The following is a 25,827-nucleotide window of genomic DNA, read 5'->3' on the forward strand; positions in this document are numbered from 1 at the left end:
TGTTTGCGGTGCTCCGTGTGGTCATTCACGGCGAAGGATGAGGGCACTGCTTCCGGGGCCCGGCATACCAGAGGTGACCAGGCAGGTTTGCGCACCGGCTACTGTCGCGGTCGATTCTCCGCGCAGCTGGCGCACCCCCTCGACGATGTGACTGAGTCCGTGGATGTACCCGTCCGCCAAGTTGCCTCCCGAAGTGTTGATCGGTAGCGACCCGTCGAGATCCAGAGCTCCACTGGCGGCGAACGGCCCACCTTCGCCGCGCTTGCAGAATCCGTAGTCTTCAAGCTGCATCAGAACGGTGATGGTGAAGCAGTCGTAGATCTGCGCGACGTCGATATCCTCCGGCCCCAACCCCGCGAGGCGGTAAAGCCGTCGTGCCAAGGCCGCGCTGCTGTTAGTGAGCGGTCCGGTCAGCAGATTGCCCCACAAACCGCCTTGACGCGGAACGGCTTCGTCGCCCTGTGCCACCGCGCGGATCAAGATAGTTGGCTTGTCGGTGTCGCGGGCTCGCTCGACTGACGACACGACCACGGCGGCCGCCCCATCTGTCTCCAAGCAGAAGTCGTAACGCCGCAAAGGATCTGCAATCATTCGAGAGGCTAGGTACTTCTCCATCGTCAGAGGATTGCCGTATCGCTGCGCTGTCGGATTCTCGTTGGCTCGGCTGTGACAGGTCACGGCGATATGCCCGAGTTGCTCGCTTGTAGTGCGGTAATCGGCCATATGCTTGCGTGCGAAGAGCGCATAGGCCATGCCCGGGGATTGCAACCCATAAGGTGACAGGAACTCGAGATAGCTACCGGCGCCACCGACCGTCCGTCCGCTGGTCCAGTCTCGCCCAAATCTGCGGCCGGATCTGCCGTTGAGCGCTCGGAAGACCAGGACGTTCTTCGCCTGGCCCGATAAGACGGCGCTGACAGCGAGGCCGACCATACCGCACGGCGCGGCCCCCGCCCAGCTTCCCGCCGCCCAGAAGTTGACGTTCGACAGCCCCAGCGTTGCGGCGAGATCGGCATGCAGGACCTCGTCCATCTCGCAGCGCACGATACCGTCGATCTCAGCCGGCTGCAGGCCTGCATCGGTGATTGCCTGAATGCCGGCCTGTGCGGCGAGGGTCAGAGTCGAACGACCCGAGTTGAAGCTGAAATCCGTTGTCCCAACGCCGATAATAGCGCATCGATCTCGGTTCATCTCTCGCGAAGAGGTCAGTACCGTGACCCGATTCGCGCTCATCGACGTTCCCATGACACCGCACTCTGTTCGCGGTCCCAGGTGGTCGGAGTACATCCTTGCTCGCGGAGCAGGTGCTTGTGGACCCGGCCCAGCGGACTCACCGGTAGGTCGGCCCGGAATTCGATGTAGCGCGGCAGCGCGAAATAGGGAATCCGGCTTTTTGACCATTCGAACAGCTCGGTTGGTGTCAGCGCGGATTGCGGCTGCAGCACCGCCGTGACCTTCACATCGTCCTCGGTGACTTCGGACGCGACCGCATGCACCGCGACCTGAGCGATATCCGGGTGTCCCATATACGTGATTTCCAGTTCTTGGCTGGAGATGTTCTCGCCGCGACGCCTCATGTAGTCGTTCTTGCGATCGACGAAGTAGAAATGCCCCACGGCATCGACTCTGCCAAGGTCCCCGGTATGGAACCACAGGTTCCGCATCGCCTCTAAGGTTGCTTCCGGCCGACGCCAATAGCCCTGGAACATCACGTTGTTCCGGCGCGGCCGGCAGATGACCTCACCCACATCGCCGAGTGCCACATCGTTGTCTCGGTCATCGACGATGCGAACTTCGAGGTCGTCGGCGTTGAATTTGCCGGCAGACTCCGCTGGTGCCGATTCGTCGGGTGCTTGCAGGGTGATCGGGAATACTTCCGTCATCCCGTACCCCTTGGCGCCAGGTATCTTCACTCCGAACCGTTCGCGCCAGACCTGTTGCAGCGGCTCTGGAAATGGCACGGCGTGCACCATCCTGATCTGCCCGTAGCAACGCTTCATCTCGGGTGTATCCGGCCCCTGGGCGACGATCGCGGGTAGGCCCCCGATCAGGTTGACAACGCGTGCTCCGGTTCGCTCGATCTCCGGCCAGAACCCAGATGCCGAGAACCGCTGCGCGAGCGCTGCGCTGCCCCCGAGCATCATGGTTCCTATCAGCGTCATGGACAGCACGTTGAGATGGAACATCGGCAAAGGGCTCCAGTTGAGTTCGTCCGGCTGCCGTTGCGTCTGCACGAGTCCGTGCCGGGCGATGTTCATTGCGTAGCCGTGGCTGATCATGCAGCCCTTGGACGGCCCTGTCGTCCCGCCCGTGTATGTGAGGCACATGAGGTCGTCCGCTTCGGTGGCAACCGGAGCGGGTGCCGTCCTGTTTCGGTAGTCGTCGAGCGGTTCGACCCGGAGTCGGCTGATGCCATCGAATCGTTCTGCTCCCCTCTTCAGGACGATGTCGACATGAGACAGGCGGTCATCGATGGCTACCAGCCGCTGCACCAAATCGGGTTCGGCTATCACCACGGCCGCCCCGGTATCGGTGACAACGTGGCGGAGGAACTCGCCGCGCAGGGCTGTGTTGGTGCCCACCCAGACCGCGCCGAGCATATTGGCGCCGATCCATGATGCAACAGCATCGATATGGGTGTCCTGCAAGCTGAGCACGGTTTGTCCCTTGCGCACACCGAGAGCATGTAATGTTCCCGCGAGGTCACGCGCGCGCTCCCAGACATCAGCATAGCTGTGGACCTCCCCGGAGAAATCCAGGAATGTGGCGTCCGGATGCCGTTCGACACAGCTGGCAAGGAGTTCCACCACTCCGGACGCGATCCCGGCCATCTTGTCCAACATCGGTCTGTATTTCCGCCCTTTGCTAGTTGTCTCGTTCCGGCGCAGCCGGCACCATCGCCACTCTGTATCAAGTGAATACAGCGCCGATGGCAACAACAAGCGAGTGCATTTCAGATAGCCACCAGGCTGGTGCGCGCGATCAAGCGGTGGAGTCAAACCGATTCGGTGATGCGTCGCGCGGGCGTTGATCCAGATTATCTGGGTCAGACGCGTTGGCGAATCCGATACCGATCGCGTCGGATATCCGAGCCGCCATCTGGGCGGCGGTAGCTTCCGTCTGTTCCCTGAGTCGTGGAGATCGACTCGACGGGAAGGCGGCACCTACCGCCATCAGTCGTTGACCACCGGTTAAAGGTACTGCGATACAGGATATTCCGTACGCGAACTCTTGATCACTGCGCGCGACCGCATTGTCGGTGATGTCATGTTCGAGCCTCGCGACTGTCGTGACGGTATGGGTGGTGCGGGCTTCGAACGGGTGCTTGTCGACGTAGGCGGCTCGTCGCGGCGACGACATCCGCCGCAGGATGTCCTTGCCGACGGCCGTGGCATGTCCAGGGATCGTCATGCCTCGCCAGCATTCGAACCTCGGCGTGGAGGCGTGTGTGACGAACTGGGTCACCACGATGTCGTCGCCGCATAACTCGCCGATGCTCACCGTGGCGCGTATCTCGGTGGCGAGGGCGGCGATCCCCTCTCGGATCAGTCGGAGACTCCTTGCCCGGAACTCGAGCTGATTGACGGAGGCCATCTGGTAGCCCAGCGAGTAGCGCCCGTCGACCAGGCGGCGCAGGTAGCCCTCATGAACCAGAGTGCGTACGAGGTGGTAAGTCGTGGGCAGCATGATGCCGGTTCGGGTGCTCAGTTCACGTGCGGTCAGCGGGCCCCACCGGGTGACCGTCTCCACCAGCTTCATCCCCCGCTGAAGACTCTGAATCAGGGTCGGCGATGTGACCGGTTCGGGGTGCATACCGCTAGTTCAACCCGACGACGCATTGCAGCTCCCGTGCGCCGGACGCGTGCGCGGCAACTGCACGGCAACTCTCGCCGAGAACGTATGAGCCGTCATCCAACCGCACGAGATAGTCGTCGTGTACGAGTGTGCGCAGCAGGTGATAGGCGGTAGGCAGCGGCAGCTGCACCGTCCGCGCGACCAGCTTTGCGTGGATTGGGCCCTCCGCGGCGACCACATTGATGATTTGCAGACCGCGCTGCAATGACCTGACCAGTGTCTTCTCAGGGGAAGCCATCGATGGAACTCCTACAGTGCCACATGTAACAGCTACTTACATGCGAATAGTAAGTGACATTTACATGTGATGCAAGACACCTGCGCGGCCATCGCGCAACGACTTGCAGCGGTAATGTTAAACCCCTTAACATCGCAAGTGTGGCCAGTCAGGAACCCGTGAAGTCGGGAGCGCTCAAGCGGCGCTCGTACCACCATGGGAATCTGCGCGACGCCCTGATCGAGGTGTCGGTCGAGCTCATCGCACGAGATGGCGTCGCGGCGTTTTCGATCGCCGAGGCATGTCGGCGACTCGAGGTCAGTCCCGGCGCCCCCTATCGACACTTCACCGATCGCGAGGATCTACTGACCGCGGTCGCGATCAAATCCTGCGAGGTTCTCGCCGAGCACATCACCAAGGTCGTCGACGGCCAGACTGATCCCACTGAACGTCTCGTACGTGCGGCACGGGCCTACGTCGAGTTCGCGGCGATGCACCCAGCACTGTTCGCAGTTCTCTACACCAAGGACGTGTTCCTGGGCGGCAACGCAAAGTTGACCGAACCGGTCCGTCCCCTCGTCGAAGCATTTCTCATTCCGGCATCCGAGATCCCTGGGGTGAACGGCACCCAGGCGAGCAACCTTGCGGTAGCTGCCGCTGCTGTCGCGCATGGCTATGCAGCATTCCTACCAGGAGGCACGTTCAGCGACTCCCCCGATGCGCTCGCCATCGCCGCAGACGATGCGGCTTGTGCTACTCGCGCGCTGATCATGGGCCGCGCCGCCCTCGCTGGTGTGCCTGGCGAATCTGCGGTCGCGCTCGCCGGGTTGCCGGTGCAGACGTGGATCGACATGGTCTCAGATACTGAAAGGTGAACATCCACACGATGACATCCGACACCTCGGATGCCGAGCAGTCCGCCGGACTGGCACCCGGTCAGATTTTCGACCTCAGCGGACGCACCGCGCTGGTGACTGGCGCGTCCAGCGGCCTGGGAGTGCAGTTTGCCCTCACTTTGCAGGCAGCCGGCGCCAAAGTAATCGTCGCGGCCCGCCGGATGGAGCGGCTCGAATCGCTGTGTGCCGTTCATCCCGAATTGGTGGCCATGCCTTGCGATATCGCCGACCGCGATTCAGCAGTAGCCCTACACCGGGCGATCGAGGAGCGGGTGGGCCCGATCGACGTCCTGGTAAACAACGCCGGTACCAGCATCCCGGCAAGGGCCGAAGATGAGGACCTGTCCGACTTCCGATACGTCATGGATGTCAACCTCGTCGGCGCATTCCAGCTGACGCAGCTCGTAGGCCGGCGGATGATCGAGCGCGGCGGCGGCAGCGTTATCAACGTGGCCTCCATCCTCGGACTTGTTGCGGCCGCACCGAATCGCCAGGCCGCATATTGCGCCTCGAAAGGCGGGCTGATCAACCTGACCCGGGAACTGGCGGTCCAATGGGCTCGATACGGGATTCGTGTCAACGCGTTGGCGCCCGGCTTCTTCCCCAGTGAAGCCACCGCGGAATTGCTTGATGACGACGCCGGCAGCTCTTACATTCGCCGCAATACACCGATGGCACGGGCCGGACGTGACGGCGAACTGTCCGGCGCGCTGCTCTTGCTGGCCAGTGAGGCCGGGTCTTTCATCACCGGTCAGGTCTTAGCGGTCGACGGCGGTTGGACTGCACGCTAGTATCGCTTCGCGCCGGACTCAGGCTGGTCACCGAAAAGCGAAGCAGCTGAACATTCTTCGCCATCAATAACGGGATCCCCCAGGTTGACGCAATTCGCCATATGAAGTATGGCCACTTGCATGTCGGCGGCCACACCCAGTGCAATGAGACCAGGGGCCGACACCCAATATCGATACACTAGGAGGGTCACATGCACAATCGTCCCGTGCTGCGGAACTGGCCGCGACGGATGCATATCCCGCCGTGGCCGCTCACACAGAACCGGCTCGCCTGGATTCGCGGGCAGCAACGAGTAGCCAAGGAATTTCGGCCCGGATCGGCCGAGGCGAACGGCCATATCGAACCGTCGCAATGCGCACTCGTCGCCCTTGATCTCGAGCCAGAAGTTACCGACACCCTTGATCATTCAGAGTCACTAATCTCCAACGTGAACTCTGCGATCGGGGTAGTGCGCCGTTATGGCGGCCATATCTGCTTTGTCCGTACAGCATTCGACGATCTGGATTATCGCTTCGTGCCGTCGACAAGCCGGGAATTCTCCGTAGTAGCCCGTGAACGCCGCCTTCAGAACGGCGCCCTGGCGACGGGACTACACCCCGGGCTGGCAACTGATCCCGAGGACACCGTGGTGCGGAAGACTCGCCTGGGCGCATTTTCCACGACGGATCTCGATGAGCGATTGACGAACCTCGGTATCACCACACTCATTCTTGCCGGCGCCCACACCAGCGGTGCGATCCTCTCCACGGTTCGTGAGGCCGCTGACCGCGACTACCGGGTGCTGGTACTGTCCGATTGCGTCCTCGACCGTGACCGGGACCTTCACCACCTCGTGCTCGATCGTATCCTGCCGCGGCAAGCTGAAATCGTCACCGCCAGCGATCTGCACTCCTGCCTTACGAGCAGCCCCCTCTACAACGGGACCGGCTCGCTCCCCGGCACCTAACCAACACAAGCTACCAGGAACAGCAGTGGATCCATTCGATCGACATATCGTTCAGTACGTGCGGTCGTGGGCCCCGTTTGGCGGTCCGCCGCAGGAGGAGATCCTTCCTCTCTTCGGGTTGACCTGCCCCGAGTTCGACCAACGCTTCAGGGACATCATCGCGTCGCTGCAGGCGCGGACGTCTGTCCTGGCTGAAGCGGACAAAGAACTGCTCGTCACGGTGCAGCGGACGCTGGCTGAACACCAAACGGCGTGCACCAACCGGTGAAGTCGGACGGTGTGCCCGATGACACCAGCCCTGCGCCTACGCCCGTTGCTGCAAGCACCGTCTGGCACTTCAGCGGACACATCGAGATCCGCGCAAGCAACGGCGCGTCAACACATCTCAAGACGGGCGATATCGTGTCGGCACGCGACACCGCTGGCGTCGACCGTCTCGCCGCGGTGGCCAAAGGGAACCTTCCACTCATCTACCTCACCCAACCCGAGAGGCCGGTCTGACCCGGGACGGCACGCAGAGAAGCTGCGACATCAACTCAAGTCTTCGCGCCCGGGCGGTAGAAGACTGCCATTTGTCCGACACCGCCGGAAAGGCCCAGGATCACGGCAATGGCCAACCCCCACCAACCCTGCAGGAACTCGGCCGCTTTCGTGCTGTGAAAGAAGAAATAGTCGAGGCTGACACGACCCGCACCGAGGGTGGCTATCGCGACAGCGGCAGTCCCCAGGACAAGGTTGTATTCCCATCCGTCTTTCACGATGAAGAATCCATTGCACCGATGCACGGACCATGCGGCAACCACCATCAGAGCAACGAATCCCGCTCCGGCAAAAGGCGTCAGCAGGCCAACTGCCAACGCGATGCCCGCAACCATCTCCGTCGCTGCGGCGACGCGTGCGTGAAACATACCAGGCCGCATGCCGATGCTCTCGAACCAGCCTGCTGTGCCCCGGATCCCGCCCCCGCTGAAGAACTTGGCATAGCCGTGCGCAGCCATGGTGAAACCGAGCACTGTCCGTAGAAACAGCAGACCGATATCATAGGAAGTCATCATCGCTCCTCAGCGGGGCGCCATGCGGATGGCACCATCGAGGCGGATCACCTCGCCGTTGAGCATTGGGTTCTCGACGATATGGGTTACCAGAGCGGCGAATTCATCGGGGTCACCCAGCCTGGCGGGATGCGGGACCTGGGCTCCGAGTGACTGCTGCGCTTCCTCGGGAAGCGAACCCAGCAGGGGGGTTCTGAACAAGCCCGGCGCGACGGTCACGACACGGATCAGCTCTCGCGACAAGTCTCGTGCGATCGGTAGAGTCATACCGACAATGCCGGCTTTGGACGCCGAGTAGGCGGCCTGTCCAACTTGGCCGTCGAACGCGGCGGCCGAGGCAGTATTGATGATCACGCCGCGTTCAGCTGAGTTCCTGCCGTCGAGCGGCATCGTGCGCGCGATCCGTTCAGCCGCCAAACGCAGCACATTGAAGGTACCGATCAGGTTGACCTCGACCACCTTGCGGAAGCCGCCCAGCGGGAACGGCCCGTTCTTGCTCAGCGTCTTAATTGCATTGCCTATGCCGGCACAGTTGACGTTGATACGCACCGGACCCAGTGATTCCGCGAGGTCGAGCGCATCGGACACACCGCGCTCGTCGGTTACATTGGTGGCGACGAAGCGGGCGCGTTCACCCAGTCCGGTCACTACCGCGTCACCCTTGAGGTCGATCACCACTACATGAGCGCCCGCAGCGAGTAGCCGCTTCGTGGTGGCCAATCCAAGGCCGGATGCACCCCCGGTGACGACTGCTACCGCATCTTTGATCTCCACTTGCCCTGTTCCTTTCCAGGCGACCGCTGACGGCCGACCTGATGACGGGTCTATGTCCAGTCGTGCAGGACATAGTCGGTGTCTGCGCCACGTCGACGAGGCGGCCGCGGCGGACCGGTCGCACTGCGGGAGAACCGGGGCGTGGGGGCTGGCTGCAGCTGACCTTCGTCGTCGTAAAAGGTGTTGCGCTCCAAAATGTGCGGTTCCGTCAAAACCTCTCCGAAGGAGAGTACGGGCGTGACACACGCATCTGCAGCGGCGAACACACCGGCCCAGTGGTCACGGTCTCGAGCGGCGAATGTCTCGGCAAGTCGAGCGCGCAACTCCGGCCACCGTTCGACATCGTTCTGGCCCGGCAGATCCGCGTCGGCCAGATCCAGGCCCGCTAAGAGCGACCGGTAGAACTTCGGCTCGATCGCCCCAACGGCGACATATCGGCCATCCGCACACTCATAGGTGTCGTAGTATGGGGCACCGCCGTCCAGCAGGTTGGTACCGCGTTCATCCGACCACAAGCCGTTGGCCCGGAAACTCCACATCGCCTGGATCAGCACGCTTGACCCGTCCACCATGGCTGCGTCGACCACCTGTCCCTTACCTGAGATATTGCGTTCGTAGAGCGCGGCGAGGATTCCCACGAGCAGGAACATCGACCCCCCGCCGAAATCCCCGACCAGATTGAGCGGGGGCACCGGGCGCTCACCGCGTCGGCCGATCGCGTGTAGAACACCGTTGAGCGAAATGTAATTGATGTCGTGGCCGGCCTGCATTGCGCGGGGACCGTCCTGCCCCCACCCGGTCATCCGGGCGTAGACCAGTTGCTCGTTGACCTTGGCGCACTCCCCAGGCCCCAGACCGAGACGTTCGGTGACGCCGGGGCGGAATCCCTCGATGAGAACGTCGGCGCGGGCTATCAATTCGAGCACGAACTGGCGCCCCTCCTCACCTTTCAGATCCGCGACCACCGACCGCCGGTTGCGCAGCGTAGCGTCGCGTGGGTTGAGCGGGATCCCTACGCTGCCCCCGGGGCGTTCGATGCGCGCGACATCTGCGCCGAGGTCGCCGAGCACCATCCCGGCGTGTGGTCCGGGACCAATCCCGGCAAGTTCCACGACACGCAAGCCCTGCAAAGGTCCTGCCATGTGCACTCCTCGCGTGACGTCCATCATGCTCCGGTGAGCAGCAACTCACCGGAGCACAGCGATTCCGGCGGTGTGAAGCGCGGGCCGAACTTGTCCTGTAACTCGTTCGCGCGCGCGACGAACGCGGCGCGCCCACCGGGGTAGCCGGCGATGAACTGTGCCGCGCCACCCGTCCACACCGGAAAGCCGATGCCCAGCATGGACCCGACATTGGCGTCGGCGATGGAGCGCAACAGGCCGCTGTCCAAGCAGCGTGCAGTGTCCAATGCCTCTGCGAACAGCAATCGGTCGATGAGTTCCTGCAGATCATCTACAGGCTGACCGGACCCGAAGTGCGTCTCAAGCCCGTTCCACAGTCCCACCCTCCGCGTACCGTCATAATCGTAGAACCCGGCGCCGGCAGCCCGGCCGGGGCGCTGCGCATCGATCAATGTCGCCAGTACCGCATCGCCGGGGTGATCGACGAACGCGGTACCGCTCGACTGGGCCTCCGCGCGGAACTGACCGAAGATCGTGTGAGGCAATGTCACTGTGAGCTCATCGATCAGAGCCAGGGTGCCCACCGGATATCCTGCCTGCAGTGATGCCTGCTCGATCGATGCCGGCGCGATACCTTCGCCGAGCATGGCGGCCGCCTCCAGCAATCGGGCCAGGATGACTCGGCTGGTGAAGAACCCCCGACCGTCTCCGACGACGATCGGCGTCTTACCCAGCTGCACAGCGATGTCGAATGCCTTGGCCAGCGTCTGCTCACAGGTCTGCTCACCGACGATGATCTCGACAAGATCCATGCGCTGGACCGGTGAGAAGAAGTGCATACCGATGAAATCGGTTGGTCGGCCGATGGCTCGGGCTAGACCGGTGATCGGCAGCGTCGAGGTATTCGAAGCCAAGACCGCATGCGGTGCCAGCACGTCGAGTATCTCGCCGAAGACCTTGGCCTTCAGGTCCGGGTCTTCGAACACGGCCTCGATCACCAGATCGCAACCTGCCAGGTCGGCGACGTCGGTGGTAGGTGTGATGCGGTCGAGGATCTGGTCGATCTCGGTCTGCGTGCGCCTACCTTTGGCAATCTCCTTGCGGAGTGAACTCTCCGCGTACGCTTTTCCACTCTCGGCACGTGCCAGATCAACATCCTTGAGCACCACCCGCATACCCGATAGCGCGCTCGACAGAGCGATCCCGGCTCCCATCATCCCCGCACCTAGGACCGCCACCGACTCGGCCCTGTGCTGGGGAATACCGTCGGGACGGCTGGCGCCCCTGAGCACGGTCTGGCGGTCGAAGAAGGTTCCCTGTATGACGTTGGTAGAAATCTGCCCGGTGGCCAGCTCGATGAAGTACCGCGTCTCTATAGCCAGCGCAGTGTCGATATCAACCTGAGTGCTCTCGACCGCTGCCGACAGAATGGCGGCCGGTGCCGGCATCGGTGCACCCTTGTGGTGGGCTCGCAGGACGGCAGCCCGCGCGGGCAGGGCGGCGCGGACGGCCGGGTCATCCGCACAGCCGCCGGGAATGGCATCGGCATCGTCCCAGGTTTGGTGTGCCTGCGGGTTGGCGGCAATCCAGGTACGCGCCTTCACGTGCAGTTCTTCGGCAGTGGAGGCGAGTTCGTCGACGAGTCCGAGCGCGAGGGCGTCTGTCGGGCGGTAAGTGGTACCCGGCAGGAGCACCTCGGTCAGCGCGGTGTCGAGCCCGAGCATCCGGACCGTACGCACGATGCCGCCGGCACCGGGCAGCAGTCCGAGTGTGACCTCGGGCAACCCGATCCGGATCCCGGGACTGTCCAGTGCAATCCGATGATGACAGGCCAACGCCAGCTCCAGCCCCCCACCGAGAGCGGTACCGTTGATGGCGGCGACCACCGGTACACCGAGAGTTTCGAGCGAGCGCAGCTGGCCCTTGATGGTCGTGGTGAGGGCGTTTAGCTCGGCGCTGTCAGCCGGAGTCGCCGCTAGCAGGTCGCCAAGGTCACCACCGGCAAAAAATGTCTTCTTCCCAGAACTAATGACCACTCCGGACAGCGTGTCGCCCATCGCCGCCAGTCGGCCGAGCGCCTCACCGAAGGATGTGACGTATGCGAGATTCATGGTGTTGACGGCCTGTGCGGGATCGTCGAACGTCAAGATGACGATTCCGGAGTCCTCGGTCCATTGAATAGTGTTGCTGGTCATGGTCTTTCCTTTCAGACCCGTTCAACAATCGTGGCAATTCCCATACCGCCGCCAACGCAGAGTGTGATGAGTCCACGCCGCTGGTCGCGGCGTTCTAGTTCATCGACCAGCGTCGAGACGAGCATCGCACCCGTCGCGCCCAGGGGATGCCCGAGCGCGATCGCGCCACCATTGACATTGACGATTTCGTGCGGCACACCGAGGTCCTTCATGAAACGCAGCACCACCGAGGCGAACGCTTCATTGATCTCCACCAGATCGATATCCGACATACCCAGGCCGGCAAGGTGAAGTGCCTTCTGTGTCGCCGGCGTAGGACCGGTGAGCATGATTGTGGGATCGGAACCACTGACGGCCGTGGCCACGATACGCGCACGGGGCTGCAGTCCCAGGTCGCTACCGATCCGCTCGTTGCCCACCAGGACAAGCGCGGCACCATCGACGATTCCGGAGCTGTTCCCCCCGGTGTGGACGTGGTCGATCTTCTCGATCCAGTGGTATTTCTGCAGCGCCACGGCATCAAAACCTGCCTGGCTGCCCAGTGTGGCGAATGCCGGGTTGAGCTTACCCAACATCTCCACCGTGGTGCCGGGGCGCGGGTGTTCGTCGCGATCCAGGATGGTCAGACCGTTGCGGTCGAGCACCGGCACCACTGACCGTACGAAGGACCCGTTCGCCCAAGCCTTTGCAGCCCTGGCCTGAGATTCAACTGCGTAGGCGTCGACATCGTGCCGACTGAAGCCCTCCAGGGTGGCAATGAGGTCGGCACCGACGCCCTGCGGAACGAATCCGGTGCTCAGGTTGGTCGCGGGGTCATTTGCCCAGGCACCCCCATCGCTTCCCATCGGGACCCTGGACATGCTCTCGACGCCGCCAGCGAGCACCAACGATTCCCACCCGGAGGCGACCTTCTGGGCAGCGACGTTCACCGCCTCCAGACCCGATGCACAGAATCGGTTGAGTTGCACACCGGCCACCGTGTTGGGATAACCGGCGGCGATGGCCGCGATCCTCGCAATATCTGCGCCTTGATCACCCAGCGGTGTGACACAACCCAGTACGATGTCGTCTATACGGCTGGGATCAAGAGCAGGATTACGTCGCGTCAGTGCGTGCAGCAGTCCCGTGACGAGACTGACCGGCTTGACACCGTGCAACGCGCCACCGCGGTTCTTACCGCGCGGGGTGCGTAGCGCGTCGTACACGAAGACGTCGTTCGGCATGAAATCGCCTTTCATTTCAGGGGAAATGGAAGCCCACTGACCCCCGCCCGGCTGCGCAGTGCTGTCCGGCACCTTGATGCGTTCAGGATCACGAGTCGCTATCGGGCGTGTCAAGCTGAGCGCGTGTCGGAGTCGCTATCTGAAAACTTGTTTCCTGCAGATTGTTTCAGGCTCACACACACAGCGAAGGCATCGGATCAATCCAATCCCTGTATCCAACGCCGCAACGCGGAGCCAACCATCAGGGCAGAATCTTCCTGGAAGAAGTGCTTTGCCTCGACGGTAATCTCTGACTGATTGGGCCAGGTTCTACAAAATTCCAGATGACTGCCGGCAAGCTGACCCTCCGTCGAGACGATGAGCAGCTTGGGCACGGATGTGGATGCCATCCATGCGGCATAGCGATCGATAACTCCATAGACGTCATCAGGAACTCCGAAGGTGGGCACTTGCTGCACCCAGGTCAGCATAGGACGACGGCCCTCCCCAACTTCCAGCCATGGCCTTCGGTATTCCTGCTCCACATCGGCGGCGACCGGGTGGAGTGTGCTTTGCCGGAGGAAAATGTCTAGCAGGAAATCTCCGAAGAGGATGGCTTCCTCTCCCTCGTCTGATCGGCAGAACTTCACGAGTTCGCTGCGCTCTGCCGGCTCGTCGCCGACTGTTGGGTGCACAAGAGTTTCTCCATAGGCTACGCCGCGTACCGAATCGGAATGGCTTTGCGCCCAGTCAAACCCGAGAGCTCCACCCCAGTCGTGGCCAACGAGCACCACACGCTCACGAATGTCCAGCTCCTCACAGAACGACTCCAGATATGCTCGGTGAGTCGCGTAGCGATAGTCGCCTGACGCCAGACGGCCGGAATCGCCCATGCCGATCAGATCGGGCGCAATACAGCGCCCTAGGTCTTGGACATGCGGGATGATGTTGCGCCACAAGAAGGAGCTCATCGGATTGCCATGCAGAAAGACGATCGGATCTCCCTCACCAACCTCCTGATATGCCATGAAGGAGTCCAAGACATCCGCGGTCCGTTTAGCCTGGTTGGACGTTGACTCACTGTTCACGCTCGCGTCTCCTCCTTCGCTGCCCGCCTCGGCAGCAACCTTGCGCAACTTTTGCGGCAGATCGGTATTCCTCAGCCGGCCCCCGGGGGCACGAGCATGGACTGCCACGTCTGACCCCTGCCGTCATCGGCCAGGTTCGACTGTGTGTATAGCTGACCGTCCGGGCCGACGTAACTGCCTGTCGCCGGGTCGTACTCGGCGAATGCTATTGGTGGCTTCATCAGTTCGGCGTTCGGCACCGTTGTTGCGGCCGGCTGCGCGGGAGCTGGTTCAGCCGAGGATGGCGGCGGCGATGACCCCGGACGCACCTGAGGGACGTCCTGCCCCGACAGCGTCGCGTTGGGGTCGCCCTTCCAGTTGTAGCCATCGTTGAGCGGCACATAGACCTCATCGCTCTTACACATCTCCGCGGTGGGCGCGCGCTTGCCCGGCTTGGTAGCGCAAGGCAGATTTCGTGCTCCGCGGACATTGAACGGTGAGTCTTGGGGCACTCGGCAGTACAGGTCGCCGGGGGGGCGATCGGGGTAGTCTTCATAAGCTGGAGAACGTTGCTGACTCGGGGGCAGATACCCGGTCATGCATGGCGGCGGGATGTTGAGGTTGAGGTCGAATGTCACGAAGGGGCCCTTGTAGGCCGTCTTGAGGCCGAGGTCGGGCACCAGTGAGCTGTCCAGGATCGCGATGGCCTGTGGCAACAGGACGAGAACCTGTTCGATTCCAGCGTGGTAGGTCAGCGCGACATCCGCCACGCCTGTCAGATTGGCCAGCATGATCGGCAGCGAGGGCTGCAACCGGTCGAAGAGCTGTCGGGCTTCTGCTGCCGCATCTGGGGCGTCAGTGAGAAGGCCGCGGACATCCGCGTCGCCTTGTTTGATCTGCTCAGTGAGATTCGCCATGTTCGCCGCCCAAGAGGCGATCGAGTTCGCCGTCTCGCCTTGTGTATCGAGTATCGGCGCTGACTGATCAATGAGCTTGGTCAGTGGATCTAGACTAGCTCTGGCGTCGATCGCCAACGTGGTGGAGCCTGTCACCAGGCGGGCAAGGTCGGAACCCAGTCCGCCGACTGCGGCGGATCCCTCGTCGAGCACGGTTTCGAGGTTGTCTCGCGGTATAGCATTCAATCCGCGATTGGTGTCATCGAGAATCGTTGCGATATCCGGAGGTACGGATGTCCGATCCCGCGGTATGACGTCACCGTCCTTCAGAAGTGCCGCACCGGCGTCGGGTCGCGGGACCAGATCGACATATTGCTCCCCGATGGCCGAACGACTGTGTACATGGGCATCGAGATCGGCCGGGATGCCCACCTTGGAGTCCAGTGATAGCTTCGCCTCGATACCCGTGTCCGTCATGCGTACATCGACGACCCGACCTACCTCCTGACCGCGGTAGGACACATTGCCCGATTTGTAGAGCCCCCCCGTGGCCGGAAGCTCCATTGCCACCGAGTAGCGTCCGATGCCGAACAGCAAGCTCGGCAATCCCATGTAGCCGACCGCCATCACCGTGCCCGCTATCACCGAGACCACTGTGAAAACCAGTAGTTGGAGCCTCACTTGTCTCGACAATCTCATCTCAGCGGCCCTGATCCACCTTGTAGGGCACCATGAGTGGGTTGCCCGCGGTATAGGGGCTGGGCATCTGGCCGAACGTACGGCCCCATTGCATCTCCAATTCGGTCAGGTGGCCTTCCCACCGTGTCCCGGTGAAGAAGCCCGCGTCGATCCGACTGAGCGTCAAATCAAAGATGCCGGTGAGGTTCACGAAGTCTCCACGGAAGAATTTGCCGATGTTCTCCTTCACGAAGGGGAATGTCGACAGGAAGCTCAATGACCGGACCATGGCCGGTCCGGCATTGGCCAGCGACTCTAGAACCGGTGCGAGATCTTCGAACTCCTTGATCAGATTCTCCTTGGTCTGTGCCACTGAATCGGTCGCAAGTGCGCTCAGCTTCCCGACCCTGTCCAACGCTTCGGCGAGATTGTGGCGCTGCTCGGAAAGCACCGTCAGCGCCTGGGGGATGGTGTCCAATGCCTGGTCGACGACCGGCTTCTGATCTGCGATCTGGCCCATCAGATTGTTCACGCTCTCGGTGGCGCCGATAATATCCTCGGTCTGCTCGTTGACTTTGCCGATGAACTGATCCAGCTGCTGTATCAGGCTTCGAATATCGTCCTCGCGTCCCGCGAAGGCCGTACTCAGCGACTTTGTGATGTCTTGGATTTGACCGATCCCCCCTCCATTGAGAAGCAGCGAGACGCTCGCGAGCGTCTGTTCGGTGGTCGGATATGAACGGCCGGACGACAGCGGGATCAAAGATCCGTCGCGCAGCCTGCCCTTGGGCGGGCTCATCTTCGGGTCTTCCAGCTCGACGTGAAGTGTGCCGAGCAGGCTGGTCTGCCCGATGGTGGCAGTAACGTTCTCCGGCAGGTTCACATCACCGTCAATCGTCATGGTCAACAGGGCATGCCAGCCTTCACGCTCGATCTTGGTGACCGTGCCCACGTTGACATCACCAACCTGGACCCTCGAATTTCGCTGAATGTTACCGATATCAGGCAGTTGCGCCTGGATCGTGTATGAATCGGACTGTCCGCCCCTGGTACCTGGCAACGGAAGGGAGTTGGCGCCTCTCCAGTCGCAACCGGATGCGGAGACCACCGTGGCGATCAGCACTGCAACGCCCGCGCCGGTTCGGGAGATCGTCATGAACCGGCTCCAGCCGGCACCATCATGTCCTGGAGTTCTGTGGACCCGACTTCCGGGGCCTCGGCCGCCAGCGCAGGTCCACCGTCGGGCGTTGGCGGGGTCTGTGACGGCGTTTCCGTAGGCATCGGAACGTTATCCGCGGACGGCTGACCGGGCGGGACGTAATCTGGCCGCATCCAGTCCTCGCTGTAGGTGATCTCGTTAGGCCGGGCATAGGCGCCGACGACGGGATTCACGCCCAGCGGGGGAAAGTTGTACTGCCGATTCTTCACAATCGGCGCGAGGTACTGGACACATAGTTTCGCCGCCTGCTCGGAGCCGAGACGGGACGCAGCTTCGATTGCTCCACAGAGGAATTGGATCGGATTGGCGAAGTTGTTGAGGCTGAATGCACCGGCAAATCCGCCGATAGCCGGCGGATAGATGTTGACGAAGTTCGACAACTGGGTCGGCGCGAGATGCAGCGTCTGCTCCAGGTCGCCAAGACTCTCCTGAAGTGCTCCGCTGATAGAGGCGAGCTTATCCGCGGTGATACCTACCGGCTCCCGGTTCTCAGCGACGAAACCGGTCACTTCGCCGGCGACAGAATTCATTTCGACTAGCGCCTGACGCACTTCATTAGGCTGGTCTGTGAGCAACGCCGTCGTAGCGGCCAAGTTTCGGTTGAGATTTCGCATCACGTCAGTACTGTCCTGTAACGCCGACACCACCAGCGAGATGTTCCTGATCGCACCGAACATGTCACCGCTATGGTCACCCAGCACCGAGAAAGCCTGCGACAGCTTGACCAAGGTGCTATGGATATTGGCGCCTTCGCCGCGGAGATTGTCCGCCGCTGTATTGACGAACGCACCCAGTGTGCTCACCTCACCGGGTTCGACAGGTTGTAACGCCTCGACGAGTTTGGTGAGTTGTTCGCGCAGGTCGTCCCATTCAACGGGAACCGCCGTGCGGGTCTGGGGGATCACTGCGTCGTTCTCCATCTGCGGTCCTTCCGTGTAGGCGGGTGCGAGCTGGATCGCACGCGCCGATACGAGCGACGGAGACAGAATCACCGCTTTGGCGTCGGCCGGCACCTTGTATTTGTCGTCCACCCAGAAGGTGATCTTGACCTGTTGAGGCTGGGCCTCGATAGTTTCGACTCCGCCGACCCGCACACCCATGATGCGGATATCGTCGCCGGGATACAGGCCAGTGCTGTTCTCGAAGAAAGCAGTGACATAGATGCGATTCGCCCTTTCAAAGGTTTTGAAGAGCAAGACCCCGCCGGCGACAAGGATCAACACGAATGTCACTGCGAGACCGGTCGTCAACCTGCGTTTGGTCATCACTGTCGTCCCGTCAGGTGCGGCGCAGCGGGCGACTCGCCCGGTGCCGGAACGGACACCGGGTCGTGTTTGGGCGGCGCCTGCACTCCTGCGGGCGGACCAGGGGGCGGTCCCCCTGGGGGAGGGGCGGGCAGCGGCTCTCGATAGGGATAGCGCGGGTCTCCCGGTTTTCCGGTGATGGCGTCGGGCAGCGTCATTCGCGGTTCGCCCCCCTGCCCGGTCCGAGGATAAGGTGTCGGCAGCCCCGGCGTTGCGGGCTGACCGGTTGGCGGATCGTTGATCTGCGATGGCATGAGCACATTCGGGTCAATCCCCAGATCGGAGAAAGCAGCGTCGACAAACGGCTGGATGTACTGTCCTGGCGGTAGGTTCACGACGTAGCCCTTGAAGAACGGACCGGACGAAACCGACTCACCGAGCGACATCGAGTAGGCATTGAGGCGTACCACCGCCTCTTGGATCTTCGCCTTGCGGTTGTCGAGAATCGTCAATACACCGTTGAGTTTGTCCAAGGCGGGTTTGAATGTCTGTCTGTTGTCATCGATGAAGCCACGCAACTGCTGGCTGATCGCAGATATGTTGCCCGATATTTGATCGAGCGCCCGGCTCTCGGTGCGTAACTGCGTCAGGAAGGCGTTGGCGTTGTTGATGATCCTGACAATCTCCTCGCTGCGCTCAGACAGCACACCCGAGACCTCATTGACATTGACCAGCAGCGAACGTAGCTGCTCATCTCGCCGCGCGAGTGTGTCCGCGAAACGTGAAACGCCGTGCACCGCCAGCTTCAGATCCGGCGGCGTATTCGAGAAGGTCTCAGCCAGGGCGGACAGTGATTGTGAGAGTTCTTCTGTGTTGAGGTCGTTGATGGTCAACGACAGGTCACCCAACGTGTCGGCAAGCTGGTAGGGGGAAGTCGTGCGCTCGATCGGTATCGGAGCTGATTGATGGCCCTCGCCTCGCGGCGTGATCTCGATGAACTTCGCACCGAGGAGGGTTTTGGTCTTGATCGCAGCTTCACTGCGGTCCCCGACCTGAATGCCGTCGTCGAGACGGAAGTTCACCAACACCTGGTTGCCGTCGAGCGTGATTCTCGAAACCTGTCCGACCCGTAATCCGGATACCTCGACCGGCGAATCCGGCCGTAGCCCGGCTGCATCCTCGAAATACGCTGCATAATCGCGGCTTCTATCGAAGAGCGGCAGCTTGTCGTAGTTGAGGGCACCCAACAGCGCTGCCGCGACCAGAGAACAACCGACCGCACCGACTGCGATGGGGTTTCGTTCGCTCATGGGTTTCATTTCGGCGTGCACCTACCCGAAGTCTGGCCCGCAGCCTTGATGTAAACCGGTTGGCCACCCTTGCCGTTGACCTTGATGATCGCCTCGCAGATGTAGAACGCGAACCAGTCTCCGTACAGCCCCTGGCGGCCGAGCATCTTGTAGGCGTCTGGCAACGTATTGAGCAGGTCGTCGAAGTAATCATGCTCGTTGAGCACGATCGTTCCCACGCGGTCGGTTTCGGTCGTGACCTTCTGCAGCGCCGGACGCGAGCGGGCCAACAGGTCGGCTATGTTAGCCGCGGCGTCGTCCGCATAAGCGATGGAGTTACTGATATCCATTCGTCTTTCTGCTAATACCTCAGTGGTCGATGCGATATCGGTGATGGCTCGCCCGAACTCCTCGTTGCTGTCGCTGAGCGTGCCGAGCACCGTGCTGAGGTTGGTGATCAGCTGCCCGATCAGCTCATCGCGATCGGCCAGCGTGTTGGTCAGTGCTGCCGACTGCGTCAGCACCGATCCGATCGCGTCACCCTGCCCCTGGAACGCTTGTATCAGCTGTGAAGACAACGCATTGACCTGGTCGGGATCAAGCGCACGAAAGAGCGGGCGGAAGCCGCCGATCAACGTGTCGAGATCCAGCGCCGGGGCGGTGTGCGATGCGGGAATGGTCGACCCCGGTGGTAGTTGCTTACCGCCGCCGTCGCCAGCTTCCAGTGTCAGGTAGCGATCGCCGTAGAGATTGTCGAATCGGATTACCGCCCGACTCGTCTCCGTGAGCTGCACAGTATTGTCCACGTTGAAATCGACTGCCACCGAGGCATCGGACCTGATGCCGATGTCGGCTACCTTGCCCACTTCCACGCCTGCGATTCGCACGATGTCGCCCTTCTTGAGTCCCCCGATGTTGGTGAACTCCGCGACATACTCGTGTTTGGGACCGAACCGCAGCTGGGCGAAAACCGCCACCAGTACGAACAATCCGAGTAGACAGACTGTCGCGAATATCATGAGTCGCCAGACCACTGCGCTGAGGCTGGTCCTCATCAGGCCCTCCTTGTGATGGGTCTACTTGGCGGTGAGCACGTCATGGCTGGGGGGGCGCCGGCGGCGCATGCGGGAGCGGTGTCGGCTGCATCTGGGCCTGAATCGGGGGTACGAAAGGCTCAGAGCCCAGCGTCGGCCCGGGTTCGCGCGCAGCCCCGGGCGGCGGGGCGGGCGGGAGTCCCGGATACAAGGGTGTGCCGTCCGGTGCATACAACGGGGCTCCGTACGGCGGCGCACCTGGGTACGGGATCGGACCGGGCGCCGGGCCGTTGAAGTTACGGATGCTCGGTGGCTCGGGAACGGCCCGCGTCACCGGGAAGTAGTTTGCCCACCCCGGGAATCCCACCCCAGGGTTGGTGCGGATGTCGTTGCCGGTGCCCCAACCAGTGTTCGTGATGAGCTGTCGCACCGGAAACTGTTGGGTGACATCCGGCAGTGATCCGCATCCGGGTCTTCCGCCGGGCCCTCCCTTGGCGCCGACGATCGGTACGTGGTCTGGGTAGCGATAGGGGTCCTGCCCCCACGCCAGCGCGGCGTCGAGTTCGATCGAATAGCCGTTGCCGCCCATGGACTCGGCACCACCGTTGTCGATGAACCACTTTGCACCAACCAGCAGGCAGGTCAGCATCGGGTCGTACTTGTTGACCACCGCTGTCGTCGGTTCCAGCGTGTTGACTGTGTGAACGAAGTCGTCTTTGCTTGCCGCAACGAGGCTGATGCCACTGTCTCCCAGGCCGATCACGTTGACCAGCAACGCGTCCAGTGAGGATTCCTGGTCGCTGATCGTCGTCGCGGTCGTGCTGAGCGAATCAAGGGTCTGGAGGATGTCCTGGGCAGCGAGCCCATACGCGTCGCTGAATTCTTTCAGGGATCGGAAATCGGCTCGGATGGTGTCGGCACGCGGGTTGAGTGCCAGCAGTACTTCGTTGGTCGCCGTCGTGGCCTCGCCGATGGCGGTCCCCTGGCCGCGCAGGCCCTGGGCGATCGCAGAGACAATCGAATTGAGCTTCGCCGGATCAACCTTGTCGAGGAGAGCGACCAGGCTCTGGAACACCGTGTTGACCTCAGTGGTGACGTTGCGTGACTGCAGTGACTGACCGGCACGGAGCCGCTCGACGGATGGGTCGTCGGGGTAGATGAGTTCTACGTACTTGGCACCGAATGCTGTCGCTGCGTCGATCTCGGCGACGACGTTCGCCGGTATGTAGTGGAGGTACTTGGGGTCGATTTCCAGATGCAGGACCGCTTTACCTTGATCGAGGCTGACCTTTCCGACGCGGCCCACCAGCAGTCCGCGCATCTTGACCTTCCCGCCGGGATCCATGACCAGCCCCGCGCGGTCAGAGGTCAGGGTCACGGGGACCTGTGAGCGGAACCAGCCGTTGAACGACGCGGTGGTCATCACCGCGACCATGAAGAGGACGAGGATCAGGATGGCTGTCCACCAAGCGGGATGGACGCGTGATTCATTGGGATTCACGGTCACTTATCCGGAAAGATTGAAGTTGCCCGACTGCCCGTAGACGGACAACGAGATGACGAGGGTGACGAACACGACGACGATCAACGAGGCGCGGACTGCCCGTCCTACGGCTTCTCCCACCCCTGCGGGTCCGCCCGCTGCGGTGAATCCGTAATAGGTGTGGATGACCATTACCGCAACAGCCATGGCAAGCGCCTGGACGAAAGACCAAACGAGGTCCATCGGGTTCAGAAATGTCTTGAAGTAGTGGTCGTATACACCTGTCGATTGACCGTAGATGAACGTGGTGCCGACACGGGCGGCGATGAACGACATCAGCACGGCGACGCAGTAGAGCGGGATGACGACGATCATTCCTGCGAGCAGTCTGGTCGATGCCAGGTATGCGATGGAACGGACTCCCATGACCTCGAGTGCGTCGATCTCCTCGGCGATACGCATGGCGCCCAGTTGTGCGGTGGCGCCCGCCCCGATGGTCGCCGCCAGGCCGATACCCGTGGTCAGCGGTCCGATGATTCGGACGTTGAGATATGCGGATGTGAAACCGGTGAGCGCCTCCACACCCACCCCTGCCAGCGTGTTGTAACCCTGGACCGCGATGAGCGCACCGGTGGACAGGGTCAGGAAGCCGACGATCACGATGGTGCCCCCGACCACAGCCAGCGCTCCGGCGCCTAGGCTCATCTGGGCTATCTGGCGGGCTATCTCACCGCGATAATGCAGGACGGCGTCACCGATCGACTTGATCGCCGTTCCATAGAACTGGGTTTGGACCCCGATGCGGTTCCAGCCCGTAGTGAAGTCTTTGACGGCGCGATGCACCCGGGGCATCAGGGGGCTCGGAGCATTGCCGGTCACATCGTCGCCTTCACGCCGACCGCCGTCACAATGACGTTGATGACGAACAGCGCCATGAATGAGAGCACCACTGTCTCGTTCACCGCGGTTCCCACCCCGGCCGGCCCCCCACCGACGGAAATACCTTTGTAGCAACCGATTAGCGCAGCCACGAGACCGAACAGGGCCGCTTTGGCCAGCGAGATGATGATCTCGGGGAGTCCCGTAAACAGCGTCATACTTGCGACGAAGGCCCCAGGCGTCACATTCTGAACGAACACCGAGAAGAAGAAGCCACCGACGACGCCTACCACTGCGACGACTGAATTCAACAACAGGGCGACGACCACCGTAGCGAGGACTCTGGGTACCACCAGGGCCTGCAATGGGTTGATTCCCATCACCCGCATCGCGTCGAGTTCTTCCCGGATGGTGCGCGCCCCCAGGTCGGCGCACATCGCGGTAGCTGCGGCGCCGGCGACCACAAGGACGGTGACCATGGGACCGATCTGCGTGACGGCACCGAACGCAGCACCCGCCCCGGAATAGTCCGCAGCACCGAACTCCACAAGCAGGATATTGAAGATAAACACCGACAGCACAGTGAACGGCAGTGCCAGCATGATCGTCGGCGCAATGGATACTCTTGCGACGAACCACATCTGGAAGATCAGCTCGCGCCACGCGAACGGCGGTTGCGGTGCGACGACCGCCGTGTCGACCGCAGTGGCAAAGAACCCACCGACGGCACGCATCTGTTTGGCAAGTGCTTCCATGATTACTGCCAACCGCTCCTCTCAAGTTCGAGCAACGGTGGTTTGTTGCCGTGACGGACTACGGTGACCATTAGGGCAGAGTCCAACACCGCCGGAGATAAGCAACAATCGCCGTCATTTCATATGGTGAGCACAAGCCGCTAGCACGCATTTGTGTTGCCTACCCGTACCACCCGACGCGCTGGTTCCATCATTTGAAGACACCTACCTTGACGAGACACATCACCTCACGAAGGGTCGTCGAGTAGATGTAGCAAAGCCTCAGATAGAGAATTCACATGTATCCCCGGATGAGGTCGCCGGTGCAGAGGCCGGCCTCTCTCGCGTCGGATCGTGAAGATGATGGACCAGAAGGGATCGGTATGGCCGCGGAGAGCGTGACCGAAGTCCCTGCGGACACAGACGACCGCAACATCACCGCGGCCAGCACCGAAGTGCCGATGGACGCGGCCGCGATGCACTCGGGACAAGCCGAGGGGCAAACCGCCCCCAATACCAAAACCGTTGTCGAAGTGGGCGGAACCGCCAGTGCGCCGGGAGCCTGCTCTCCCCGACACATCGCGCGGGTGGCAGTGACGTTTGGGGTGGCCGCCCTCCTGGCGTTGTCCGTGTTGGTCGGCTGGTTGGGTATACAGACCTATGACGCGACACGCGAGGAGAACCAGCGGGTTCAATTTCTGGCGGCCGGACGTGACAGTGCGGTAAGGCTGACGACGATCAACCCGGACAATGCCGACGCCGAGGTGACGAAAATCCTCCAATCGTCGATCGGCCTCTTCCACGAGGACTTCGACCGGCGCTCAGCAGACTTCGTCGAAGCTGTCAAGCGTGCCCAGTCCAGGACAGAAGGGACGGTGATCGAAGCGGGATTGGAAGCCGCCGACGGTGACCACGCTGATGTCTTGGTCGCGATATCGGTGAAGACGTGGCTCGCGGGGATCGAGGCGCCGGCGAGGCTGTGGCGGATGCGGATCAGCGTTCAGCGCGTAGGCTCGACGGAGAAGGTGTCCAATGTTCAGTACGTTCCTTAGCCGGGAGGCTCGTCTATCCGAAGGGGACGGCTTCGAGCCCGTAGACGCGGCACCGCCGACTGGCGACGGCGTAGAAGCCATCGCAGACTTCGAGGCGGGGCCACCCCGACGCTCTCTGACCGATGTGCTGACTTTCGGTGTCCTGCCACTCGTAATTCTTGTACTGGCAATCGCCGCTGCATTCCTTAAATGGCAGGTGATTTCCACCCAGGCTGAAGTCACGGCAGCCAACGATTCGGTGCGCGCAGCCAGCGAAGGGACGGTCGCGCTGCTCACTTATGGACCTGACTCGGTCGGCACCGATTTGGTAGCGGCACGCGAGAATCTCACCGGCGGCTTTCGCGACGCATTCACCACGCTGACCGACGATGTCGTCATACCGGGGGCAATACAGCAACGCATCGTCTCGACCGCCACCGTTTCGGCAGCGGCTCCGATATCGGCGACCGCTCACCACGCCGTCGTTCTGATCTTCGTCAATCAAACGACGACAGTCGCAGAGGACGCGCCCACAGAGACCGCGTCCAGTGTCAAGGTCACCCTGGACAACGTCGACGGGAGCTGGCTCATCTCAGATTTCGCTCCCCTCTGATCACCACGAGAGGTCAAAGTCCATGCGGCCGTCCAGCATCCCACAATCGATCCTCACCAGATCGAGCGGGCCAGTGGCGCTGCTCGTCGCGCTTGCACTGGTGGGTGCATTGGCAGGCTCACCGCGCAGCCACGCCGACAACAGCAGGCTCAACAAAGCTGTCGTTCAGATGGTCACCATCGTTCAATATCGCGAAAGCTGTCCCACCGCGATAAAGGTGAACCCTCAGCTGCAACTGGCAGCACAGTGGCATACCGCCGATGTGCTGAACCACCGCTGGCTCGACGGAGACGCGGGATCAGACGGGTCTTCGCCACAAGACCGCGCTACCGCCGCCGGTTACCATGGCACCGTTGAGCAGACCGTCGCGATCAACCCCGCGCTCGCAATCAGCGGAGTAGAGCTCATCAACCAGTGGTACGCAAATCCTGGCTACCTCACCACGATGCGCAACTGTGCGAACACGGAGATAGGTGTGTGGTCCGAGAATCGGATTGACAGAACCGTGGTGGTCGCCGTCTACGGGCAGCCCTCTGATGTCGAAGTCGGGTAGCCGCGGTCGTCTTGACGGCCACAATTCCGCGTCACAGAGCGCCAATTCACGAGAGTG

The 25,827-nt window shown here is 61.9% G+C and carries 26 protein-coding genes; 8 read left to right on the plus strand and 18 right to left on the minus strand.

All coding sequences use genetic code 11. The features are described 5' to 3' along the window. Positions 1-21: 21 nt before the first annotated feature. From ACNUDN_RS25025 to ACNUDN_RS25040, 4 genes are all read right to left on the minus strand, one after another. Positions 22-1,245 carry a thiolase C-terminal domain-containing protein gene (locus ACNUDN_RS25025; protein ID WP_419124400.1) on the minus strand — a complete coding sequence of 408 codons (1,224 nt, stop codon included), beginning with the start codon at positions 1,243-1,245 and terminating at the stop codon, positions 22-24. Further along, a complete protein-coding gene (locus ACNUDN_RS25030; RefSeq protein ID WP_419124401.1) occupies positions 1,230-2,831 on the minus strand; it encodes an AMP-binding protein in 1,602 nt (533 codons plus the stop codon). The genes ACNUDN_RS25025 and ACNUDN_RS25030 overlap by 16 nt, the downstream gene beginning before the upstream one ends. A gap of 151 nt (positions 2,832-2,982) precedes the next feature. After that, the gene (locus tag ACNUDN_RS25035) at positions 2,983-3,813 is read right to left on the minus strand and encodes an IclR family transcriptional regulator (RefSeq protein WP_419124402.1); all 831 of its coding nucleotides are present in this window, start codon (positions 3,811-3,813) and stop codon (positions 2,983-2,985) included. A 4-nt stretch (positions 3,814-3,817) separates the two neighbouring features. After that, on the minus strand, positions 3,818-4,093 hold the full coding sequence (locus ACNUDN_RS25040) for a helix-turn-helix domain-containing protein (RefSeq protein ID WP_419124403.1): 276 nt from the start codon (positions 4,091-4,093) through the stop codon (positions 3,818-3,820). Between the two features lie 140 nt (positions 4,094-4,233). Between ACNUDN_RS25040 and ACNUDN_RS25045 the strand changes: the two genes are divergently transcribed. The 5 genes from ACNUDN_RS25045 (at position 4,234) to ACNUDN_RS25065 (ending at position 7,207) form a co-directional block, all read left to right on the plus strand. After that, positions 4,234-4,947, plus strand: a complete 714-nt coding sequence (locus ACNUDN_RS25045) for a TetR/AcrR family transcriptional regulator (RefSeq protein WP_419124404.1) — start codon at positions 4,234-4,236, stop codon at positions 4,945-4,947. Between the two features lie 11 nt (positions 4,948-4,958). Beyond that, on the plus strand, positions 4,959-5,759 hold the full coding sequence (locus ACNUDN_RS25050) for an SDR family oxidoreductase (protein ID WP_419124405.1): 801 nt from the start codon (positions 4,959-4,961) through the stop codon (positions 5,757-5,759). A 191-nt stretch (positions 5,760-5,950) separates the two neighbouring features. Next, positions 5,951-6,706, plus strand: a complete 756-nt coding sequence (locus ACNUDN_RS25055) for a cysteine hydrolase family protein (RefSeq protein WP_419124406.1) — start codon at positions 5,951-5,953, stop codon at positions 6,704-6,706. A 58-nt stretch (positions 6,707-6,764) separates the two neighbouring features. Continuing rightward, positions 6,765-6,974 carry a hypothetical protein gene (locus ACNUDN_RS25060; RefSeq protein WP_419124407.1) on the plus strand — a complete coding sequence of 70 codons (210 nt, stop codon included), beginning with the start codon at positions 6,765-6,767 and terminating at the stop codon, positions 6,972-6,974. 11 nt (positions 6,975-6,985) lie between these two features. Continuing rightward, complete coding sequence (locus ACNUDN_RS25065; protein WP_419124408.1) at positions 6,986-7,207, plus strand: hypothetical protein; 222 nt, start codon at positions 6,986-6,988, stop codon at positions 7,205-7,207. A gap of 35 nt (positions 7,208-7,242) precedes the next feature. Here ACNUDN_RS25065 and ACNUDN_RS25070 read toward each other — a convergent pair whose 3' ends face one another. The 14 genes from ACNUDN_RS25070 to ACNUDN_RS25135 all read right to left on the minus strand — a co-directional run bounded on the left by ACNUDN_RS25070 (position 7,243) and on the right by ACNUDN_RS25135 (position 23,594). Beyond that, positions 7,243-7,758, minus strand: coding sequence for a DoxX family protein (locus tag ACNUDN_RS25070; protein ID WP_419124409.1), 516 nt, complete (start codon positions 7,756-7,758; stop codon positions 7,243-7,245). 9 nt (positions 7,759-7,767) lie between these two features. After that, complete coding sequence (locus tag ACNUDN_RS25075; protein ID WP_419124410.1) at positions 7,768-8,532, minus strand: 3-hydroxyacyl-CoA dehydrogenase; 765 nt, start codon at positions 8,530-8,532, stop codon at positions 7,768-7,770. 50 nt (positions 8,533-8,582) lie between these two features. Beyond that, complete coding sequence (locus ACNUDN_RS25080; RefSeq protein WP_419124411.1) at positions 8,583-9,674, minus strand: CaiB/BaiF CoA transferase family protein; 1,092 nt, start codon at positions 9,672-9,674, stop codon at positions 8,583-8,585. 23 nt (positions 9,675-9,697) lie between these two features. Then, on the minus strand, positions 9,698-11,848 hold the full coding sequence (locus tag ACNUDN_RS25085; protein WP_419124412.1) for a 3-hydroxyacyl-CoA dehydrogenase NAD-binding domain-containing protein: 2,151 nt from the start codon (positions 11,846-11,848) through the stop codon (positions 9,698-9,700). An 11-nt stretch (positions 11,849-11,859) separates the two neighbouring features. Continuing rightward, positions 11,860-13,071, minus strand: coding sequence for an acetyl-CoA C-acetyltransferase (locus tag ACNUDN_RS25090; RefSeq protein WP_419124413.1), 1,212 nt, complete (start codon positions 13,069-13,071; stop codon positions 11,860-11,862). A 197-nt stretch (positions 13,072-13,268) separates the two neighbouring features. Beyond that, positions 13,269-14,246 carry a haloalkane dehalogenase gene (locus ACNUDN_RS25095; RefSeq protein ID WP_419124414.1) on the minus strand — a complete coding sequence of 326 codons (978 nt, stop codon included), beginning with the start codon at positions 14,244-14,246 and terminating at the stop codon, positions 13,269-13,271. Beyond that, on the minus strand, positions 14,210-15,712 hold the full coding sequence (locus ACNUDN_RS25100) for an MCE family protein (RefSeq protein WP_419124415.1): 1,503 nt from the start codon (positions 15,710-15,712) through the stop codon (positions 14,210-14,212). The genes ACNUDN_RS25095 and ACNUDN_RS25100 overlap by 37 nt, the downstream gene beginning before the upstream one ends. 1 nt (position 15,713) lies before the next feature. Further along, positions 15,714-16,847, minus strand: a complete 1,134-nt coding sequence (locus tag ACNUDN_RS25105) for a virulence factor Mce family protein (protein WP_419124416.1) — start codon at positions 16,845-16,847, stop codon at positions 15,714-15,716. Further along, complete coding sequence (locus ACNUDN_RS25110; protein ID WP_419124417.1) at positions 16,844-18,175, minus strand: MCE family protein; 1,332 nt, start codon at positions 18,173-18,175, stop codon at positions 16,844-16,846. Before ACNUDN_RS25110 ends, ACNUDN_RS25105 begins: the two co-directional genes overlap by 4 nt. After that, complete coding sequence (locus ACNUDN_RS25115; RefSeq protein WP_419125303.1) at positions 18,175-19,473, minus strand: MCE family protein; 1,299 nt, start codon at positions 19,471-19,473, stop codon at positions 18,175-18,177. Before ACNUDN_RS25115 ends, ACNUDN_RS25110 begins: the two co-directional genes overlap by 1 nt. Next, a complete protein-coding gene (locus ACNUDN_RS25120) occupies positions 19,470-20,498 on the minus strand; it encodes a virulence factor Mce family protein (protein WP_419124418.1) in 1,029 nt (342 codons plus the stop codon). The genes ACNUDN_RS25115 and ACNUDN_RS25120 overlap by 4 nt, the downstream gene beginning before the upstream one ends. Before the next feature lie 40 nt (positions 20,499-20,538). After that, positions 20,539-21,978, minus strand: a complete 1,440-nt coding sequence (locus tag ACNUDN_RS25125) for an MCE family protein (RefSeq protein ID WP_419124419.1) — start codon at positions 21,976-21,978, stop codon at positions 20,539-20,541. Positions 21,979-21,984: 6 nt separating this feature from the next. Continuing rightward, entirely contained in the window at positions 21,985-22,839 is an 855-nt protein-coding gene (locus ACNUDN_RS25130; protein ID WP_419124420.1) for an ABC transporter permease, read from the minus strand. Next, entirely contained in the window at positions 22,836-23,594 is a 759-nt protein-coding gene (locus tag ACNUDN_RS25135) for an MlaE family ABC transporter permease (RefSeq protein ID WP_419124421.1), read from the minus strand. Before ACNUDN_RS25135 ends, ACNUDN_RS25130 begins: the two co-directional genes overlap by 4 nt. A 440-nt stretch (positions 23,595-24,034) precedes the next feature. Here ACNUDN_RS25135 and ACNUDN_RS25140 point away from each other — a divergent pair, with 440 nt between their 5' ends. Genes ACNUDN_RS25140 through ACNUDN_RS25150 form a run of 3 tightly spaced genes read left to right on the plus strand, consistent with a single transcriptional unit; the run spans position 24,035 to position 25,770 of the window. Continuing rightward, positions 24,035-24,625 (plus strand): Rv1363c family protein, encoded by a 591-nt coding sequence (locus tag ACNUDN_RS25140; RefSeq protein WP_419124422.1) that lies wholly within the window; start codon positions 24,035-24,037, stop codon positions 24,623-24,625. Next, positions 24,606-25,217 (plus strand): Rv1363c family protein, encoded by a 612-nt coding sequence (locus ACNUDN_RS25145; RefSeq protein ID WP_419124423.1) that lies wholly within the window; start codon positions 24,606-24,608, stop codon positions 25,215-25,217. Before ACNUDN_RS25140 ends, ACNUDN_RS25145 begins: the two co-directional genes overlap by 20 nt. A gap of 22 nt (positions 25,218-25,239) precedes the next feature. Further along, positions 25,240-25,770 carry a CAP domain-containing protein gene (locus ACNUDN_RS25150; RefSeq protein WP_419124424.1) on the plus strand — a complete coding sequence of 177 codons (531 nt, stop codon included), beginning with the start codon at positions 25,240-25,242 and terminating at the stop codon, positions 25,768-25,770. The last annotated feature ends 57 nt before the right edge of the window (positions 25,771-25,827 follow it).

It is taken from the genome of Mycobacterium sp. smrl_JER01 (assembly GCF_048513595.2).
Classification (GTDB): domain Bacteria; phylum Actinomycetota; class Actinomycetes; order Mycobacteriales; family Mycobacteriaceae; genus Mycobacterium.